An 18,538-nucleotide genomic window follows, 5' to 3' on the forward strand; every position below is an offset into this window, starting at 1 on the left:
GGTCACATTCCGAACCCGGAAGCTAAGCCTCTCAGCGCCGATGGTACTGCAAGGGGGACCTTGTGGGAGAGTAGGACGCCGCCGGACTTAACGTAGTAACACCAGGGAACCCCTGACCAGCACTGGTCAGGGGTTTTCTGCGTTCACGGGTCTGCCGAGCAGGGCGTGACGGTAGCATTGGCGGGTCATGACTGCGCCATTCACCACTGCTTCCGGATCCGAGATCCGCGTCCGTTTCTGCCCGAGCCCGACGGGGACCCCGCACGTGGGGCTCATCCGCACGGCGCTCTTCAACTGGGCGTACGCACGCCACACCGGCGGCAAGCTCGTGTTCCGCATCGAGGACACCGACGCCGCGCGGGACAGCGAAGAGTCCTACGCGCAGATCCTCGACGGGCTGCGCTGGCTCCGGCTGGACTGGGACGAGGGCGTCGACGCTGGGGGCGAGCACGGACCGTACCGGCAGTCGGAGCGCACCGCGATCTACGACGACGTCATCGCGAAGCTCAAGGCGTCCGGGCACATCTACGAGTCCTTCGTCACCCCCGAGGAGATGGAGGCGCGCAACAAGGCCGCCGGGCGCGATCCGAAGCAGGGCTACGACAACCACGAGCGGGACCTGTCCGACGACGAGCGCCAGGCGTTCCGCGACCAGGGCCGCGAGCCGGCGCTGCGACTCCGGGTCCCGGACCGTGACCTGAGCTTCGACGACCTCGTCCGTGGCGAGATCACCTTCAAGCAGGGGACGTTCCCGGACTTCGTGGTCGTCCGGCCGAACGGCAAGCCGCTGTACACGTTCACGAACCCGGTGGACGACGCCCTGATGGGCATCACGCACGTCCTCCGTGGCGAGGACCTGCTGTCGTCGACCCCGCGGCAGATCGCCCTGTACGAGGCGCTGTACGAGATCGGGCTGGCTCCGGCGATCCCGGTGTTCGGCCACCTGCCGTACGTCATGGGCGAGGGCAACAAGAAGCTCTCGAAGCGCGACCCCGAGGCGAACCTGTTCCACCACCGCGACGCCGGCATGATCCCCGAGGGGCTCGTCAACTACCTGGCCCTGCTCGGCTGGTCGATCGGTGCCGACCGAGACGTCTTCTCGATCGACGAGATGGTGGCGGCGTTCGACGTCACCGACGTCAACCCGAACCCGGCACGGTTCGACCACAAGAAGGCCGAGGCGATCAACGGCGACCACATCCGGCTGCTCGAGCCGTCGGACTTCCGCTCCCGGCTGCTGCCGTACCTGACCGACCTCGTGGCCGACCCACCGACCGCGGAGCAGACCGAGGTCCTGACGAAGGCGGCGCCGCTCGTCCAGGAGCGCATGCAGCTGCTCGGTGAGGCCCCGGCGATGCTCGGGTTCCTGTTCACCGCCGATGCCGACCTGGTGGTCGAGGACGACGCACTGGCATCGCTCAAGGGCGACACCGGCGCCGTGCTCACGGCCGGCATCGCGGCGCTCGAGCAGCTCGACGACTGGCGCACCGAGGCGATCGAGGGTGCCCTCCGCACGGCGCTCATCGACGACCTCGGGCTGAAGCCCCGTGTCGCCTTCGGTCCGCTGCGCGTGGCGGTCTCCGGGCGCCGGATCAGCCCGCCGCTCTTCGAGTCGATGGAGATCCTCGGCAAGGAGTCCACCCTGACGCGGCTCCGCGCCCTCGCGGTCCGCTGAACGGCGAACGATGAGCACCGCGGGAAGCGCTGCAGGACCCACGGACGCGCCGAGTACCCCGGTCGTCCACGACGTCGCGGTCATCGGTGCCGGACCGGCCGGCTTGAGCGCTGCGCTCAACCTGGTGCGGGCGAAGCGCACGGTGCTCCTCGTCGACGCCAACCGGCCACGCAACGCCGCGACCCTGCGGTCGCACGGCTTCCTGACGCGTGACGGGATCTCCCCGCTCGAGCTCCGGAAGCTCGGTCGCGCCGAGGTCGAGCAGTACCCCGAGGCGACGATCGTGCAGGCCGTGGTCGACCTGGTGACCCCCGACGCCGACGGCTGGCGGCTGCACGGGACCTGGCGCGGTGCCGAGGTGGACGCGCGGGCGCGGACCGTCGTCGTCGCCACGGGGCTGCGCGAGGAGTTCCCGGCACTGCCGATGCTCCGTGCGTTCTACGGCACCGCGGTGCACAGCTGCGTCGAGTGCGATGCGTACGAGAAGGCGGGGGAGCCCCTCGCGTTCATCTGCGAGACCGACGACGTCGTGGACCGGGCACTGCTCATCGCGGCCTGGGCCGACGACCTCATCGTGTACACGAACGGTGTCGCCCCGCTCGACGACGCGGGGCGAGCCCGGCTGGCACGTGCCGGCGTCGTGGTCGACGAACGGGTGATCGAGGACCTCGAGGGCGACCGGACCGGCATGACCGGGGTCCGGTTGGTCGACGGCCACGTGGAGCCGCGGACGGGCGGGTTCGTCCGACCGACGTGGCACGCCGACCTCGACTGGCTGCGCACCGACACGCCCGGCGCGCCGACGGCCCCGGAGCGCGATGCCCACGGACTCCTCGTCGTCGACCGGGTCGGCCGGACCACGGTTCCCGGGCTGTACGCCGTGGGGGACGTGACCCCTCCCGGGCCGGAGCAGCTCATCGTCGCCGCCGGGCACGGTGCCACGACGGCAGCGGCGGTGCACCGAGACCTCGTGGGTGGTCTCGTGGACCTCCGGGATGCTGTACAGTAGTTGATCGTGCCCCGGACAACGGGGACAGAAGGCCAGCAGGCCTTTTGGGGTATGGTGTAATTGGCAACACAGCGGTTTCTGGTACCGTCGTTCTTGGTTCGAGTCCAGGTACCCCAGCACTCGAAGAACAGCCCCCGGGATCCCCGGGGGCTGTTCTCGTTCCCGGACTCGTGCGCCTCCATCGCCTCGATCGGAGATCCACAGGCTCCGGACTGCGCATCCCGAGGTTGCGCGGAACCGCACGATGCTCCGCGCCCACCCGGGCCGCCCCCGGCCCTGGACCGTCCCCGTCCGGGGGCCGGGCACGCTGGCGGAGGTGCGCCGGGCCTCCCGGTCGGGTTGCGTGACCCCGCACCCCGCGCGACACGGCTCGTGGGCCGTACCGCGTCGGACGTACCGTCGCAGGACCGGCGCGAGACCCGCGGCGGCCCGCCGACGAGCATCCGAGGTGTCATCGTGACCTCCGCCGACCCGCTGACGACGACCGAGCACTGGACTCACCGCGCCGCGATCCCGCTGGCCGACGACCACTCCGTACTGGACCGCTGGGACCGTGTGGTCGCGCTCCACGGTGACGCCGCTGCGCTCGCCGGGGACGGCCGCCCCTACACGTTCACCGAGGCGGACCGGGCGGCGCGCGACCTCGCGTCGGTGCTCGGGGCCGAGCTCCGACCCGACGACCACAGTGGTGCCGGCGTCGGCGCCGTGGCCGGTGGCGCGTCGAAGCCGGTCGGCGTCATGGCCGGCCAGACCACCGAGGCCGTCGTCGCGATCCTGGCGCTCGTCCGCGCGGGGCGAACCGTGGTGGTGCTCGACGAGCACCTGCCAGCGGTCCGCCTCGGGCACGTCGCGCAGCTCGCCGGGGTCGACGAGATCGTGGCGGACGCCGCGCGCGCCGACCTGGCGGCGACCGTCGTCGCCGACCGTGACGGCCGGGTGCACGCACTCGACGAGCTGATCGAACGACGCGGCGAGACAGCGGGCAGCGAGACCGCGGGCAGCGAGACAGCGGGCAGCGAGACAACCGGCGGCGAGACCGCGGGCAGCGAAACAGAGACGGACACCGCGGCCGGCACCCGCCCGGGCGGCCACGACGCGTTCGCGATCGTGTTCACCTCCGGCTCGACGGGCATGCCGAAGGGCGTCGTCCTGACGCACCGGCAGCAGCTCGCGAACGCCGAGCAGGACGCCGTCGCCCTCGGCACCGGACCCGGCGACCGCCTCGGCGTGGTCCTGCCGCTGTCGTTCGCCGCCGGTCTGCTGTTCTCCTTCGACACGCTGCTGAGCGGTGGCAGCGTCGTGCTCCTCGAACCCCGCGAGCTCGGCGTCGAACGCCTGCTCGCACGGTTCGCCGACGGGGGCGTGAACGTCCTCGTCTGCACCCCGCACCTGCTGCGGTCGATCGTCGGCTCGCAGACGGCTCCCGGGGCGAAGGCGTCCGGGGCGGGTCCTGCGCTCGGCGGCCTCCGCTTCCTGATGACCACCGGCGAGGCGGTGACCGGCGCCGACATCGCCGCCGCCCGACCGCACCTCGACCCGACGACCCTGCTGCTGAACGCCTTCGGGTCGAGCGAGACCGGCTGCGTGGCGTACTGCCCCGTGGAGCCCGGTGCCCCGGTGCCCGAGGGCGTGGTGCCCGCTGGGTGGCCGCTGCCCGGCAAGCAGGTGCTCGTGCTGCGCGAGGACGGCAGCCCCGCCGACCCGGGGGAGACCGGCGAACTCGTCATCGTCTCCCAGGGCCTGACCGCCGGGTACTGGGGCGCCCCGGAGAAGACCGCCGAGCGCGCCGGACGCACCGACGACGGCACGCCGACCTGGCGCCAGGGCGACCTCGCCCGGATCGAGCCGGACGGCCGGCTCGTGCTGCTCGGACGCTCCGACGACGCCGTCAAGGTCCGCGGGTACCTCGTGGAACCGAGCGAGGTCGAGGCGGCGCTCCGCGCGATCCCCGAGGTGCACGACGCCGTCGTCACCGCGCAGGTCGACCCGCCCGCCGTCACCCGCCTGGTCGCGTACGTCGTCGGCCGTCCGGGCCAGCGCACGCCCGCGCCCGCGGCCCTGCGCCTGGCCCTGCGCGACCGCCTGCCGGAGTACATGGTGCCGGCGTCGATCGTGCCGATGACCGAGCTGCCGCGGAACGAACGCGGCAAGGTCGACCGGGCCGAGCTGCCTGGTGCGCCGAGCATCGAGACCGAGATGGTCGAGGGCGAGTACGACCAGTGGGAGCTCGTGGTCGGGCAGATCTGGGCCGAGGTGCTGGGCCTTCGAGGCGTCCACCTCGACGAGGACTTCTCGGCCCTCGGCGGCGACTCGTTGTCGGCGGAGGAGATGCTCGCGCTCGTGCACACCCGGCTCGGCATCGACCTGCGCTCGTCGGACGTCCTGCAGCACCCGACGCTCCGGGCGTTCGCCCGACGGGTGCGGAGCGGCACGACGGCGCTGCCGAGCCACCCCGACGTGGTCAAGGTGTCCGGCGCGCGCGAGTCCGGCCGCCCGCCGGTGTTCTGCTTCGCCGGCGGTGGTGCGCTCGCCCTGACGTTCCTGCCGTTGTCCCGCTACCTGCCCGAGCACGACGTGTACGCGTTCCAGCAGCACGGCCTCGAGCGTCGGGGCATGCCGGACTGGAGCATCCAGGCCAGCGCCCGCCGGTACGTCGCCCTGATGCGCATCGTGCAGCCGCGCGGACCGTACCTGCTGGTCGGCCACTCGCTCGGCGGGCTGATCGCGCTCGAGATCGCCCGGCTGCTCACCGAGAGCGGCGAGCAGGTCGAGCACGTCGCGCTGCTGGACACCTACCTGCCGCGGACCGGGGCCGAGGGGGTTCGGAAGCACTTCGGACGGCTCGAGCCCCGGGAACACCGCAACCCCGCCGTCCGTGCCGTCGGTCAGCGCCTCGCCGGGGCCGTCCGGCGGGTCATGCCGTCCGGCATGTCGTGGGGCGAGCACGTCGCGAAGCGCGCGCGGGCCTACAGCGCTGGTGTGCTGCGGCACGGCGGGCAGAAGGACTTCGACGCCTTCTTCGACCAGGCCGAGCTCGTCACCCGGCGGCACCACCCGACGCCGTTCCACGGACGGGCGACGTACGTGCTCGCCGATGCGAACCCGGACGCGACCGGCTGGTCTGCGCTGCTGCGCGGGCGGACCGAGACCGTGCGGATCGCGGCCGAGCACAGCTCGCTGCTGCGGGAACCGCACGTGGCCGACCTCGCGACGGCGCTGCGTGCGGCGTTCGCGACGGAGGGCGCGGCCCGGGACTGAGCCGGGTGCGCATCGAGTGAGCAGAAGACGTCGCCTCCGCGGTCCGGAGGCGACGTCTTCTGCTCACCGGGTGCGGTGGTCGCGACCAGGAAGCGGACGGGAGGCGCGGGGCCAGCTGGCACACCTCCCTCGCAGGCTCGGTCGGCGCGCCCCGCGCAACGCTTCGCGTTGCCGCTCTGCGGGGCGCGCCCGTCCGCCTGTCGGTGCGTCCACGGCACGTGGCCGCGCGGTGTTGCGGGTTTCCGTATCCGCGGCCGAGTGTCCGCAATGGACCGCACCGCGCATTGACCGCCTGCCAGCCCGCGACGATGGTTGGACACGCGGGGGAGAGTACCCACTCACCTGCGAAGCCGGCGGCGTCGTACCCGCGTCCCGCTGCTCGACCGACGACGGTCACCGTCGTCGATGCGTCATCCGAGGACGCGCCGCTCGTCACACGAGCCACAACCCGACAGCAACCCTGACCCGACAGGACCGCGCCCATGCCCGCACGTACCGTTCGCCCTGCAGACCCGAGGGTCTCCGTCGTCATCCCGGCGCGGAACGAGGCCCGAAACCTCGAGATCATCCTGCCGAAGCTCCCGCCGGTGTACGAGGTGATCCTGGTCGACGGCAACTCCGTCGACGACACCATCGCCACCGCGCAGCGCGTGATGCCCGACATCCGCGTCGTGCACCAGACCCGCAAGGGCAAGGGCAACGCCCTCGCCTGCGGGTTCGAGGCCGTCACCGGCGACGTCGTCGTCATGTTCGACGCCGACTGCTCCGCCGACCCGGACGAGATCCCGCGCTTCGTGCAGGCGCTCGTCGAGGGCGCCGACGTCGCGAAGGGCACCCGCTACTCGCTCGGCGGCGGCAGCGACGACATCACGATCGTCCGCAACCTGGGCAACCGTGGCCTGAACATGCTCTGCAACATCATCCTCGGCACCCGCTACAGCGACCTCTGCTACGGCTACAACGCCTTCTGGGCCGACGTCCTGCCGGAGATCGGCCTGCTGTCCTCCGAGCTGCCGAAGCCGTCCGACGGCTCGATGCTCTGGGGCGACGGGTTCGAGATCGAGACCGTGCTCACCTGCCGCTGGTCGGCCGCCGAGCTCGCGATCACCGAGGTCCCCAGCCACGAGAAGCTCCGCGTGCACGGCTCGAGCAACCTGAACGCCGTGACCGACGGCATCCGGGTGCTGAAGTCGATCATGCACGAGCGTCGTCGCGCAGCGATCGGCCGCTCCGAGGTCCGTCGCGCCGCGATGAGCGTCGTGCCGCCGGCCGAGCAGCTGGCCGCCGTACCGCACGCCGCCGCACCGCACGCTCCGGTCCACGCGGCCGGGCACGCCCCGCACGGCGCCCCCGTCGCCGCCGTGGCCAGCCTCGAGGAGGAAGTCGCGTGACGACCGTCGCGGTCGTCATCTGCGCCTACACCCAGCAGCGCTGGGGCGACCTGCAGGACAGCGTCGAGTCCGCCAAGCGCCAGCCCGAGGCCCCCGAGGTCGTCGTCGTGATCGACCACGAACCCGAGCTCCTCGTCCGCGCCGCGGCGCGCTGGCCCGAGCTCCGCGTCGTCCCGAACACCGAGGACCGCGGCCTGTCCGGCGCCCGCAACACGGGGGTCGCCCTCACCGACGCCGACGTCGTCGCGTTCCTGGACGACGACGCGACCGCCGACCCGGACTGGCTCGGCCACATGCTCACCGCCCTCGAGGACCCGGACGTCGTCGGCGTCGGCGGCCGGGCCACACCGTCCTGGCCCACCGCGACCGGTGCCGGCCCGTACGCCGACGAACTCCTCTGGATCGTCGGCTGCTCCTACCGTGGCCTGCCCGAGACCCCCGGCGACGTGCGCAACGTCATCGGCTCGAGCATGGCGTTCCGCCGTGACGCGATCATGCTCGCCGGCGGGTTCCGCTCCGGCATCGGCCGCGTCGGCAACCAGCCGCTCGGCTGCGAGGAGACCGAACTCTGCATCCGCATCGCCCAGGCCCGTCCGGGTGCGCGCATCCGGCACGAACCGCGCTCGAACGTCTCGCACCGGGTCTCCCCGGACCGCGTGACGATGCGCTACCTGCGCCGTCGCAGCTACTACGAGGGCATCTCGAAGGCCGTCCTGAGCCGTCGCGTCGGCACGGGTGACTCGCTCGCCAGCGAGTCGACGTACCTGACGAAGGTCATCCCCGGAGCGGTGCTGCGCGAACTGCGCCACATCGGTCGCGGCGGTGCCCTGCGTGCCTTCGCGATCGTGCTCTCCGTCGCGTCGACCGTCACGGGCTACGCCGTCGGTCGTGTCCTCGGCGGCGTCGTCGTCCGCACCCCGGCGGCCGCCCCCGTCCCCCAGCCGGTGGGGACGCGGTGACCCGCGCGACCCTGGCGATGGTCATCTCGCCGATCGTGACCGGGCCGCTGTCCCCGACGTGGGACGGCGCCCTGTGGGTCGGCGAGGTCGACCGCGCCGACGTGCACGCGTCCAGCCACCGTGACGTGGTCGCACTCGAGGGCGCCGCGGGCTACGGGCGCGCCCGACTGCTCGTCCGCGACCACGGCGAGCCGCTCGGCTTCGTCGAGGCGGACATCACCGAGCGTCGCCGCATCGGCGGGACCATCGACGTCCGCACCCTCCAGCGCGCGATCCGGCCGATGCCGGTGCCCGAGCGTCGGCCGGCAGCAGGTCTGGTGCTGCCGTCCGTCACCGTGGTGCTCTGCACGGACGGGGCCGCTGGCACCACCATGCGGTCGGTGCTCGCCAACGAGTACCCCGACTTCGACGTCGTCGTCGTCTCGCACGGCGCCGACGACAGCGGCACCGCGACGGTCGAGATCGGCGGTCGGCGCGTCACCACGATCGCCGCGCCGACCGGTGGCCTCGCCGCCGCCCGCAACGCCGGACTCCTCGCCGCGAGCGGCAAGGTCGTCGCGTTCGTCGCCGAGGGCGCCGTCGTCGACGGCGACTGGGTCGCCGCGTTGGCCACCGCCTTCGCCGCGGACCCCGACGTCGCCTGCGTCACCGGGCTCGTCCCCAGCGCCGAACTGCGCACCCCCGCGCAGCGCTGGCACGACGACCGCACCGCGGCCGGCCGCACCGTCCGCCGTCGGGTGTTCCGCCTCGACGACACCGACGACGCGCCCCCGCACCACCCCTTCGCCGCCGCTGCCTACGGCACCGGTGACAACCTCGCCGTGCACCGCGCGACCGCGCTCCGGATCGGCGGCTTCGACACCGCCTTCGGACCGGGCACCCGCGTCGGTGCCGGCGACGACCTCGACCTCTTCACACGACTGCTGTTCGCCGGATCCGCGATCGCCGTCGAACCGGCCGCCATCGCGTGGCAGCGATCGGCGGACGACGTCGCGTCGCTCCGCGCCGCTGCAGCCGCGCACGGCCACGGACTCGGAGCCTGGATGACCAAGAACGCCATCGACCGCGAGTCGCTCACCGCATCGGTGGACGCAGCGCCCGAGGCGCTCAGCGCCTTCGCACGACTCGGCCTCGAGCAGGGCGACCGTGCGACGGACATCGCCGGCGACCAGCCCGGTGACGCGGACCGCGTGCCCGACGCGGTCGACGCCGAGTTCGCCGCCACCCAGCGGCGGCTGCGCGGGGTCGAGCAGCGCTCGGTCCTGACGGCGCCGTTCCTGGCGCTCGTCGAACGCCTGCGTGGCGGCGGCACGATCGACCGGAACGCCCGTGGTCGCCACGAGCTCCGGCACGGCCTGGCCTCGGCCGGTCCCGCCCGCCCGCTCGCGGTGGACGCGATGAGCCCGATCGCACGACTCACCGCAGCGGCGATCGTCGTCCTGACGCTCCTCGTCGCCGGGGTCGCCGCGATCGCCGGACTCCCGGTACTGCGGGGGAGCGCGATCGGTGTGTACCTGTTCGCGCTGCTCGGCGTCGCACCCCTCCTGCTCGTCCGCCCGATGCCGCTGGCACGCTTCAGCGTCTTCGCGGTCACGGCGTCGCTCGTCGGCACGATCGGCATCGGCTACACGATGGCGACGTTCCAGCTCTGGAACCCGACGGCACCGTTCGTCGGGGTCGTCGTCCTCACCGCCGTCGCCCTCGCGATCGCCGTGCCGCGTGACGTCGCCGAACTGCAGCGCGCCCGCCTCGAGCCGGCCGCCGAGGGCGCCACGGCCCGTCGCTGGACCACCACCAACACCGTCACCGCCGGCTCGGTCCTCGGGCTGCTCGTCATCGTCGTCGCCGCGCTCACGCACATCGGCGACCCGGTGCCGGACGGGCTGTTCGGGTCGCTCGGTCCGGGCCTGGTCATCGGACTGGCGCTCGTCGTCGCCGCTGCCGTCGTCGCCCTGGTGCGCGGTCGCGGACTCGCGATCCCGGTCGTCGTGCTCGGCGGCTCGATCCAGCTCGCCCAGGCCATCACCTACGGCATGCCCACCGTGATGGCGGCCGCCCGCCACATCGGCGTGCTCGAGTACATCCGCCGCTGGGGCTCGACGAACCCGACCGCCGACATCTTCCAGACGTGGTCCGGCCTGTTCGCCGGCGGCGCCTGGGTCGCGGACGTCGGCGGGATCGACAACGCGATGACCATCGCCGCGTGGGTCCCCGTCCTGCTGGCCTTCAGCACGACGATCGCCGTCGGGGTCCTGGCCGCCAACTGGCTGCCGGGCAACCGTCGCCCCTGGATCGCCGCGTTCCTGACCGCGATGACCGGCTCGCTCAACACGACGTACTTCTCGCCGCAGTCGGTGGGCATCCTGATGTCCCTGGTGATCCTCGTGCTGGCCGTCGGCCCGCTGCGACGCACCGCGGCGACCGCCGCCGACGGCGTCCGCTCGACGATCCTGCGGGCCCGCCGCGTCGGCCTGTCGCGGATCATCGCGATCACCCTGATCGGCATCGTGCTGGTCGTCACCCACCAGATCTCGCCGTACCTGACGGTCGCCGCACTCGTGACGCTCATCGTGTTCCGACTGCTCCGCCCCTGGTGGCTCCCCGTCGTGGTGCTCGTCCCCGCTGTCGGCTTCGCCCTGCTGAACGACGACATCCTGGGCAAGTTCCTGTCCCTGGGGGCCGTCGGCAAGGTGCTCGACAACGTGCAGCCGCCGTCGCACGACATGACGGTCCTGCCGAAGCCGCTCGTCACACGGCTCGCGTTCGACATCCCCGCGGCGGCCCTCGTGGTCCTCGGCCTCGTCGCCGTGATCACCGTGCTGATGCGCCGCGACCGCGTGCACTGGGGACTGCTGGCCACGGCGGCGAGCCCGATCTCGCTGCTCGTCGCGACGAACTACGGCCAGGAGGGCATCTTCCGCGTCGTGCTGTTCGCGACACCGTGGATCGCGATCCTGGCGGCGGGGCTCCCGATGCCCAGCGGCCGGCTGGCTCCCGTCGGTCGACTCGTCACCCGTATGGTGCGACCCACGGCGGTCAAGGTCGTCATCGCTGCGGCCGCGGTCGCCGCGATGGTCGGGATCGGCGCGTTCGGCCAGACCGCCCTCGACTGGAACCGCGTCCCGACGCGCAGCCAGTCGGCGGCGACGCAGTTCTACGACGCGACCGCGCCGAAGGGCTCCATGATGCTGCTGACCGGTTCGGCGAACGCCGTCCCGAGCAACACCGGTGCACGCTACTTCGACGTCGGGGCGCTGTCGCGCGAGGCCCTCGGGGCGTACCCGGAGCCGGAGGGCTACGACGCCGAGGCCGACGTGTCCACGATGACCCGCCAGCTCGTCCTGGACTGGTCGGCGACGAAGTACTACGCACTGGTCGCCGAGCCCTTCGGCGCCTACGACGAGCGGTACGGGTACCAGACCGACGCCGACTACCAGGAGCTCGCGGCCGCGATGGCCGACTCGCCCTACTGGAAGCGCGTCTTCGGCTCCGGCACCACCGCCGTCTACGAACTGACCCCGGCTGGGCTGGCGCATGCGACGAACTGAGGAACGCACGGCCCGGGCCTCCCGGCGGACGTGGCGCACGCGCGCCGCGTCCGCCGCGGCGGTCCTGGGGGTCCTGGCGGTCGTCGTCGCCGTCATCGCCGGACCCGGCGGTGCGATGTCCGCCGACGCACGAGGCCGGAAGACACCGCCGCCGAGCACGCCGACCAGCACGCCGACGCCCAGCAGCACACCGACGGGTGGCACGGCCGCCGCGAACGCCGACTGCAGCGCCGGCCGGGTCCTCACGATGGTGGCGCACGCCGATGACGACCTGCTGTTCTCCGGAACCGAGCTCCGCGCGGACATCGACGCCGGCAAGTGCGTCCGTTCGGTCATCGTCACCGCCGGTGACGCCGGCAAGCCCGCCTGGTACTGGCAGTCCCGCGAGAACGGGTTGATGGCGTCGTACGCGTCGATCGCCGGCGTCTCCTCGACCTGGACCGCCGGGCAGCTCTCGGTCGCCGGCCACACGCTCCGTGCCGCGACCCTGGCGACGGCGCCACGGCTCAGCCTGGTGTTCCTCGAGCTGCCGGACGGCAACATCGACGGCTCCGGCTTCGCGGCCACGGGCAGCGAGAGCCTGGAGAAGCTCTACACGGGTCAGATCTCCACGATCCACACCGTCGCCGGGGCAGCCCAACCGACCTCCTTCTCGCTGACCGACCTGCGCGCGACGTTCTCCGGGCTCGTCACCGGGTACGCGCCGACCGAGATCCACACGCTCGACCACGGCGGCACGTACGGCGACGGCGACCACAGCGATCACCACACCGTCGCGTACCTCGCCGACCAGGCGCAGTCCGCCTACACGGCGGCGCACACGTTCACGGGCTACCTCGGGTACCCGATCGCGGACCGCCCGTCGAACCTGAGTTCCGCGCAGACGGCCGCGAAGGCCGCCGCCTTCTTCGCGTACGCCGCGTACGACGGTGAGACCTGCGGGTCCACCTCCGCCTGCGCGTCGCGCCCGGAGGGCTCCTGGCTGAGCCGGCAGTACGCCGTCGGCTCGTCGGCCCAGCCCCCGACGGACCCGCCGACCTCGCAGGGCACCGACGTCACCGCCGGCGCGACCGTCACCGCGAGCGCCGAGAACCCGGCCGACGGCCAGACCGCCGTGAAGGCCGTCGACGGCGTCGTGAGCGGCTACCCGGACGCCCCGACGGCCGAGTGGGCGGCGCCCGGTGGCCGCGCGGGCACGTGGATCCAGCTGAACTGGTCCGCCGACACGACCCTGCACGAGATCGACCTGGCCGACCGGCCGAACAGCGACGACCAGGTGACCGGCGGCACGCTGACGTTCTCCGACGGCACCAGCGTCGCCGTCCCGTCGCTCGACAACGGGGGAGCCGTGCAGCGCGTCGCGTTCAGCGCCCGCCAGGCCACCTGGGTGCGGTTCACGGTCGGTTCCGTGAGCAGCACGACCCGGAACGTCGGCCTCGCCGAGATCCGGGCGTTCCGGCCGGCGGACACCACGCCGACGCCGACCCCGACGCCCACACCCACGCCGACGCCGAACCCGACGCCGACGCTGTCGGACGTCACCGGTTCCGCCACCCCGACCGCCGCGTGGGACGACCAGTCCACCGGGCAGACCGTCGCGAAGGCCGTCGACGGCGTCGTGTCGGGCTACCCCGACAACCCGACGGCCGAGTGGGTCGCCCCGTGGGGCCGGACCGGGGTGTGGATCCAGCTGGACTGGGCCGCCTCGCAGCACCTCGGTCGGATCGTCCTGCACGACCGCCCGAACAGCGCGGACCAGGTCACCAGCGGCACCCTGACGTTCTCGGACGGCAGCCAGGTCGCGGTGGGCACCCTGCCGAACAGCGGCGACGCCCTGACGGTCGACTTCACCCCGCGTGACGTCACCTGGGTGCGGTTCACGGTGACGGGCGTCTCGAACAGCACGGGCAACGTGGGACTCTCCGAGATCCGCGCGTGGACGACCGGGTGACCGACGAGCAGGGTGACGGCCAGGAGGCCCGCCCCACCTGGTCGGAACACGTCGCCGACGACGCGGCGTCGGCCCACGGCGCCCCACCGGCACACGGTCGCGGCCTGCCCCGGCACCGACCGCCACGGCGCCCCGGCACCCGCCGGACCGCGTTCGCGGCCGGCGCCCTGCTCGTGGCTGCCGGCATCGTCGCCGGCACCACGACCGCGACCACGACGGCGAACGGTGACGACGTGACCCTCGACGACCCGAGCGGCGTCTCGATGCCGAGCTCCGAGCCCGAGGGGTGGACCCGGGTGTTCGGCGAGGACTTCGCCGACGCCGCCACGAACCGGACTTTCGAGTCCCGGTACTCGGACCGGTTCGTCGCCTACCACGGGTTCGCGGACACCGCGGGGACGGGGCGCTACCAGGCGTCGACCCTGTCGACGCACGACGGCGTGCTCGACGTGCGCCTGCGCACCACGCGCGCCGGGGTGCCGCTGGCCGGCGGTGTCGTGCCGCTCGTCGACGGCGAGTGGGGTGGGCAGACCGCCGGCCGGTACAGCATCCGGATGCGCAGCGACGAGGTCGACGGCTACGGCGTCGCCGTGCTGCTGTGGAGCGACGAGAACCTGTGGTCGGACGGAGAGATCGACTTCCCCGAGGGAGCGCTCGGCGCGCCCGCCTGGCTCAACGTGCACTGCTTGGCCGACCCCGCCGAGAAGTGCATCCACCAGCAGACCGAGGCGTCGCTGAAGGACTGGCACACGTACACGATCGAGTGGACCGCCGACCGGATGTCCTTCCTGGTCGACGACGAGGTCGTCGGCACCACGACGGAGAACATCCCGACCGCCCGGATGCACCTGGTGGTGCAGGCCGGGTCGAACGACGGGAACCCACCGGCGGACGCCGCCGGGTCGCTCCTCATCGACTGGATGACGATCGACGTGCCGGCGGACGGTGCCGAGCCGAGCGCGTCGCTGCCGGACGACACCGCGACGACGGTCCCGAACGACTGAACGGTGCCGACGTCGTCGTCGGCACCGCTCAGGTCGTCGTCGTTCGACGGTGTTCGTCTTCAGTGCTTCGCGTGCGCCTCGAGCGCCCGGAGCAGCGCCGCGACGTGGCGCTCCCGGCCGTACCGGTCCCGCACCCAGGCGCGGCACCGGTCCGCCAGACCGGGTTCCGTACCGGCCGCGTGCAGCGCCTCGAGGACCTTGTCGGCCAGCGCGGCGGTCTCGGTGGGGTCGACGGTGAACCGCGCCCACTCGCCGCTGAGGATCTCGGCGGTGCCGCCCGACGCCGCCGCGACGACGGGGCGTCCGGTGGACATCGCCTCGACGACCACGCGGCCGAACCCCTCGGGCTCGATGGAGGGAGCCACCACGACGTCGGCGGCGTGCAGCAGGGGGACGACGTCGTCGCGCTCGGGCACCACGACCACGGACCCCTCGGGCAACGCGGCGATCGCGCGGTGCACGGCGGGCGCGTCCTGCGGGTACAGCGCACCCGCCAGGACGAGCACCGGAGCCGGGGCGGGCGGTGTGCCGGGCCCGACGAGGACGCGGGCCGACGCGTGGACGCGACCCCACGCCTCCAGGAGGGCCAGGACGCCCTTCGACCGCGTGAGCCGTCCGTAGTAGAGCACCACGGGGCGGTCCTGGTCGAGGCCGAGCACAGCACGTGCTCGGCGCGTGCTCGCCGGCGTGGCAGCGGGGAACGCCGCGGTGTCGACGCCGTTCGGGACCACGTCGACGCGGTCCGGCGGCGCACCGACGGCGGTCCAGGCACGGGCCATCGCCGCCGAGACCGCGAGGTACCGGGTCCGGCCGCCGGCGAACGGGCCGAGCCGACGGTAGTTCGGGGCGTGGTGCAGGTGCACGGCCAGGGGGACGCCGGACACGAAGGACACGACGCGGCCCCACGGCAGGAACTCCGGACGGTTCAGCCACAGGACGTCCGGGCGCGAGCGGCGGAGGCGCAGGCCCTCACGGACGAAGCGGAACACGTCCGTCGGGGCGGTCCGGATGCCGAAGCGGTAGTCGCGGGCGTAGCGAAGTCGGACACCGAGCCGGTCGAACACCGCGCGGCCCTCGTCCGGGTCGCCGTCCGGACCGGCGCGGTGCCACACCTCGACGTCGTGGCCGGCCGCGACGAGCTCGCCGACGTCCTCGACGACGCAGCGTTCGACACCGCCGGTGATGGCGAGTCCGTTGGTGGCGACGACGACACGCAGCGGACGGGGGGTGGGACGGGTCATGCGGATCCTCCGCGAGCGAGTTTCAGGCGGCGGAAGAACCAGGGCAGGCACGCGGCGACGCCGACGACGCGCACGATGTTCCAGGCGAGGTCCTGCGGGGGCAGGAGCGAGGCCGCGGCGACGACGATCGCGATCGCGATGGCGAGCAGCACCCGGCGTCGAGGGCCGCGCCACTCGCGGCGGTCCGGCAGCGAGGCCTGCTGCAGTGCGGCGAGGATGCCGTAGGCGATGACCGTGGCGATGCCCGCGCCGACGATGCCGGTCAGGGGCACCAGCACCAGGTTCGCCGCGATGTTCACGACACCGGCGACGGCACCGATGACGCCGACCGTCACCCCGCGGCGCTCGACCAGCAGGAGCCGACCGGTCGCACCGCTCGCGACCACCGGGAACGCGGTCAGGGCGACCACGAAGACGACGACGGTGAGGGACTCGACCCGGTACGACGCCGGGGCCAGGATCGGCAGCGCCACCGGCGACACGAGCGTCACGGCGACGAGCACGGGGGCGAGCAGCATGTAGAGCTCGTCCCGGGCGTGCATGGCGAGCCGGCGGCGGGCCACGGCGTCGCGGAGGGCGGCGAAGTGCGGCGCCCAGGCCTGGTTCGTGAAGGTCAGCAGCAGGATCACCGCGGAGCCGACGACGTAGGCGATCTGGTAGCGGGCCACCTCGTCGGCACCGAGCAGGCGCTGCACGACGAGTCGGTCACCGGCGTTCAGGACGAAGTACGACAGGCTGCCGAGCGCGATCGGGACACCGAGCTTGAACGCCCGGATCGTGGTGCGGTGGTCGAACAGACCGCGGACGCGAGGCTTCGTGGCGATGATGCCGATGACCATCGCGGCACCCTGCGCCACGACCCCGCCCCACGCGTACGTGGTCGCGTCGGCGTGCACGGCGGCGAGGAGCCCGAGGCCGATGATCGACCCGCCGACGGACGACAGCAGGCTCGTCACGGCGAACACGCGGATGCGGTCCTGGGCGACGAGCAACGCGAGGGACAGCTGCACGATCGCGGCGGGCCCGGTCCAGAGCACGGCGACCAGCAGCAGGGGGTGCTGGTCGACGAAGCCCGCGGCGTCGCCCCAGAGCGGGATCGACACCAGGGCGAACACGGTGACGGTGACCGCGGTGACCATGCCGACGAACATCAGGCCGCGGGCACGCCGGTCGTCGCCGTCCTCGGCGCGCTGCAGCACCGACGCCTGGTCGATGCCGCAGACGGCCACGACCACCAGGGCCTGGTACAGCGCGATCGCCGAGGCCAGCACGCCGAACTCGGCCGGTGGCATCAGGTGCGCGAGCACGGGGGAGATCAGCGAGCTCACGACGAGCTGCATCGACCAGACGACCACGTAGAGCAGGCCGCGGCCGAACAGGACGGACGAGCCGCGTGCGACGGCGATCGAGTCCGTGTCGGTGGACAGCGCGCCGGGGGCCGCCGGCTGCACGGACGCCTCGAGCTCGTCGTCGTCCGGCTGTGCCGCCAGCGCAGCCGCCTCGGCCGCACGCGCCTCGCGTCGGGTCTGGGGGACGGTCACTGTGCCACCACCACCGGCTGGTCGTCGGCGGACGTGCGGAGCCCGAAGGTCGCGTCGACCACGTCGAGCAGGTCAGTGCTCCGGGACGTCGAGAACTTCCGGGCGAACACGTACGGGGTCGACTGGTCAGCCGCGGTACGACGCTCCAGCACCCGGCCGGCGTCCTCGATCCCGAGCCACGGCGGGCTCTTCTGCTTCGTGCCGTCCCACCCGATCCACCAGAGCGGCTGCACCGCGTGGGCGTCTGCGAAGTCCGGGGTGAACGCCGGGGTCAGCAGGACCGACGGCACGAAGGTCTCGTCGCCGATCCACACCCGCTCCCAGAACGCCACCAGGTCGGGGCGCCCGTCGAACACGTCGACGACCCCCTGCGCGTGGTGGCGGGCAAGGACCTTGAGCTGCGAGCCGCCGCCGAACACGACGTCCCGCGGGACCCGACGGGGGACCGGCAGGCGCAGCATGTGCTTCCGCCACGCCCAGTGCCGGAACCGCACGCGCGACCGACCGCCGTCGCGACCCCACGCGGGGTGCGGGAGCGGCTTCGCCTCGACGAACGACCGCCCGGGGTTCGCCGTCAGGAGCGCCGAGATCTCGTCGGCGTCGGCCAACGGGTAGTCGCTGCCGGTCAGCAGCGCCACGTGCGTGGCGTCGGTCTGCGCCAGGGCAGCACGGTAGCCGGCGACCTCGGCCGCGACGTTCTCCCACTTCGCCCACCCGGTGCGGATCCGCGGCAGCACGTGCACCCGTTCGGGCAGGCCGGCGGTCATCGCGTCGAAGACGTCGTCGTCGGTGCTCGCGTCGCAGTGGAGGAACACCGGGAACGGGTCGAGCGCCGCCACGAGCCGACGGACGTGCGTCGGGTCCTCGTGGGCGAGGACGATGCACGCGAGTGGCGTGGGAGTGATGGCCATGTCCGCGACGCTAAGCGGGCCCGGCAGCACCGACAAGGGAGGTCGGGACC

Annotated in this window: 11 protein-coding genes, 1 tRNA gene and 1 rRNA gene; 10 read left to right on the forward strand and 3 right to left on the reverse strand. The window is 73.0% G+C overall.

Annotated elements, in window-relative coordinates:
* The 10 genes from rrf to EDF42_RS04480 all read left to right on the forward strand — a co-directional run.
* Positions 1-87 (forward strand): 5S ribosomal RNA (gene rrf / locus EDF42_RS04440); the annotation flags it as partial.
* 100 nt (positions 88-187) lie between these two features.
* Positions 188-1,675: a glutamate--tRNA ligase gene (gltX, locus tag EDF42_RS04445; protein WP_123671592.1), complete on the forward strand. Its 1,488-nt coding sequence runs from the start codon at positions 188-190 to the stop codon at positions 1,673-1,675.
* A 10-nt stretch (positions 1,676-1,685) separates the two neighbouring features.
* Complete coding sequence (locus EDF42_RS04450; RefSeq protein WP_123671593.1) at positions 1,686-2,684, forward strand: NAD(P)/FAD-dependent oxidoreductase; 999 nt, start codon at positions 1,686-1,688, stop codon at positions 2,682-2,684.
* Positions 2,685-2,729: 45 nt separating this feature from the next.
* Positions 2,730-2,801 (forward strand) — tRNA-Gln (locus tag EDF42_RS04455).
* 339 nt (positions 2,802-3,140) lie between these two features.
* Positions 3,141-5,942, forward strand: coding sequence for an alpha/beta fold hydrolase (locus tag EDF42_RS18825; RefSeq protein WP_185040770.1), 2,802 nt, complete (start codon positions 3,141-3,143; stop codon positions 5,940-5,942).
* 482 nt (positions 5,943-6,424) lie between these two features.
* The gene (locus tag EDF42_RS18830; RefSeq protein ID WP_185040772.1) at positions 6,425-7,333 is read left to right on the forward strand and encodes a glycosyltransferase family 2 protein; all 909 of its coding nucleotides are present in this window, start codon (positions 6,425-6,427) and stop codon (positions 7,331-7,333) included.
* Positions 7,330-8,292, forward strand: coding sequence for a glycosyltransferase family 2 protein (locus EDF42_RS18835; RefSeq protein ID WP_185040774.1), 963 nt, complete (start codon positions 7,330-7,332; stop codon positions 8,290-8,292). Before EDF42_RS18830 ends, EDF42_RS18835 begins: the two co-directional genes overlap by 4 nt.
* Entirely contained in the window at positions 8,289-11,840 is a 3,552-nt protein-coding gene (locus EDF42_RS04470) for a glycosyltransferase (RefSeq protein WP_123671595.1), read from the forward strand. The genes EDF42_RS18835 and EDF42_RS04470 overlap by 4 nt, the downstream gene beginning before the upstream one ends.
* Positions 11,827-13,791 (forward strand): PIG-L family deacetylase, encoded by a 1,965-nt coding sequence (locus EDF42_RS19340; protein WP_123671596.1) that lies wholly within the window; start codon positions 11,827-11,829, stop codon positions 13,789-13,791. Before EDF42_RS04470 ends, EDF42_RS19340 begins: the two co-directional genes overlap by 14 nt.
* Complete coding sequence (locus EDF42_RS04480) at positions 13,776-14,795, forward strand: glycoside hydrolase family 16 protein (protein WP_123671597.1); 1,020 nt, start codon at positions 13,776-13,778, stop codon at positions 14,793-14,795. Before EDF42_RS19340 ends, EDF42_RS04480 begins: the two co-directional genes overlap by 16 nt.
* A gap of 59 nt (positions 14,796-14,854) precedes the next feature.
* Here EDF42_RS04480 and EDF42_RS04485 read toward each other — a convergent pair whose 3' ends face one another.
* From EDF42_RS04485 to EDF42_RS04495, 3 genes are read right to left on the reverse strand one after another with little or no spacing between them, the layout of a single operon-like run.
* Positions 14,855-16,036, reverse strand: a complete 1,182-nt coding sequence (locus EDF42_RS04485; protein WP_123671598.1) for a glycosyltransferase family 4 protein — start codon at positions 16,034-16,036, stop codon at positions 14,855-14,857.
* Positions 16,033-17,577: a lipopolysaccharide biosynthesis protein gene (locus EDF42_RS04490; protein ID WP_123671599.1), complete on the reverse strand. Its 1,545-nt coding sequence runs from the start codon at positions 17,575-17,577 to the stop codon at positions 16,033-16,035. Before EDF42_RS04490 ends, EDF42_RS04485 begins: the two co-directional genes overlap by 4 nt.
* Positions 17,574-18,488, reverse strand: a complete 915-nt coding sequence (locus EDF42_RS04495) for a beta-1,6-N-acetylglucosaminyltransferase (RefSeq protein WP_185040776.1) — start codon at positions 18,486-18,488, stop codon at positions 17,574-17,576. The genes EDF42_RS04490 and EDF42_RS04495 overlap by 4 nt, the downstream gene beginning before the upstream one ends.
* Positions 18,489-18,538: the final 50 nt, after the last annotated feature.

This window comes from Curtobacterium sp. PhB172 (genome assembly GCF_003752545.1).
Lineage (GTDB): Bacteria > Actinomycetota > Actinomycetes > Actinomycetales > Microbacteriaceae > Curtobacterium.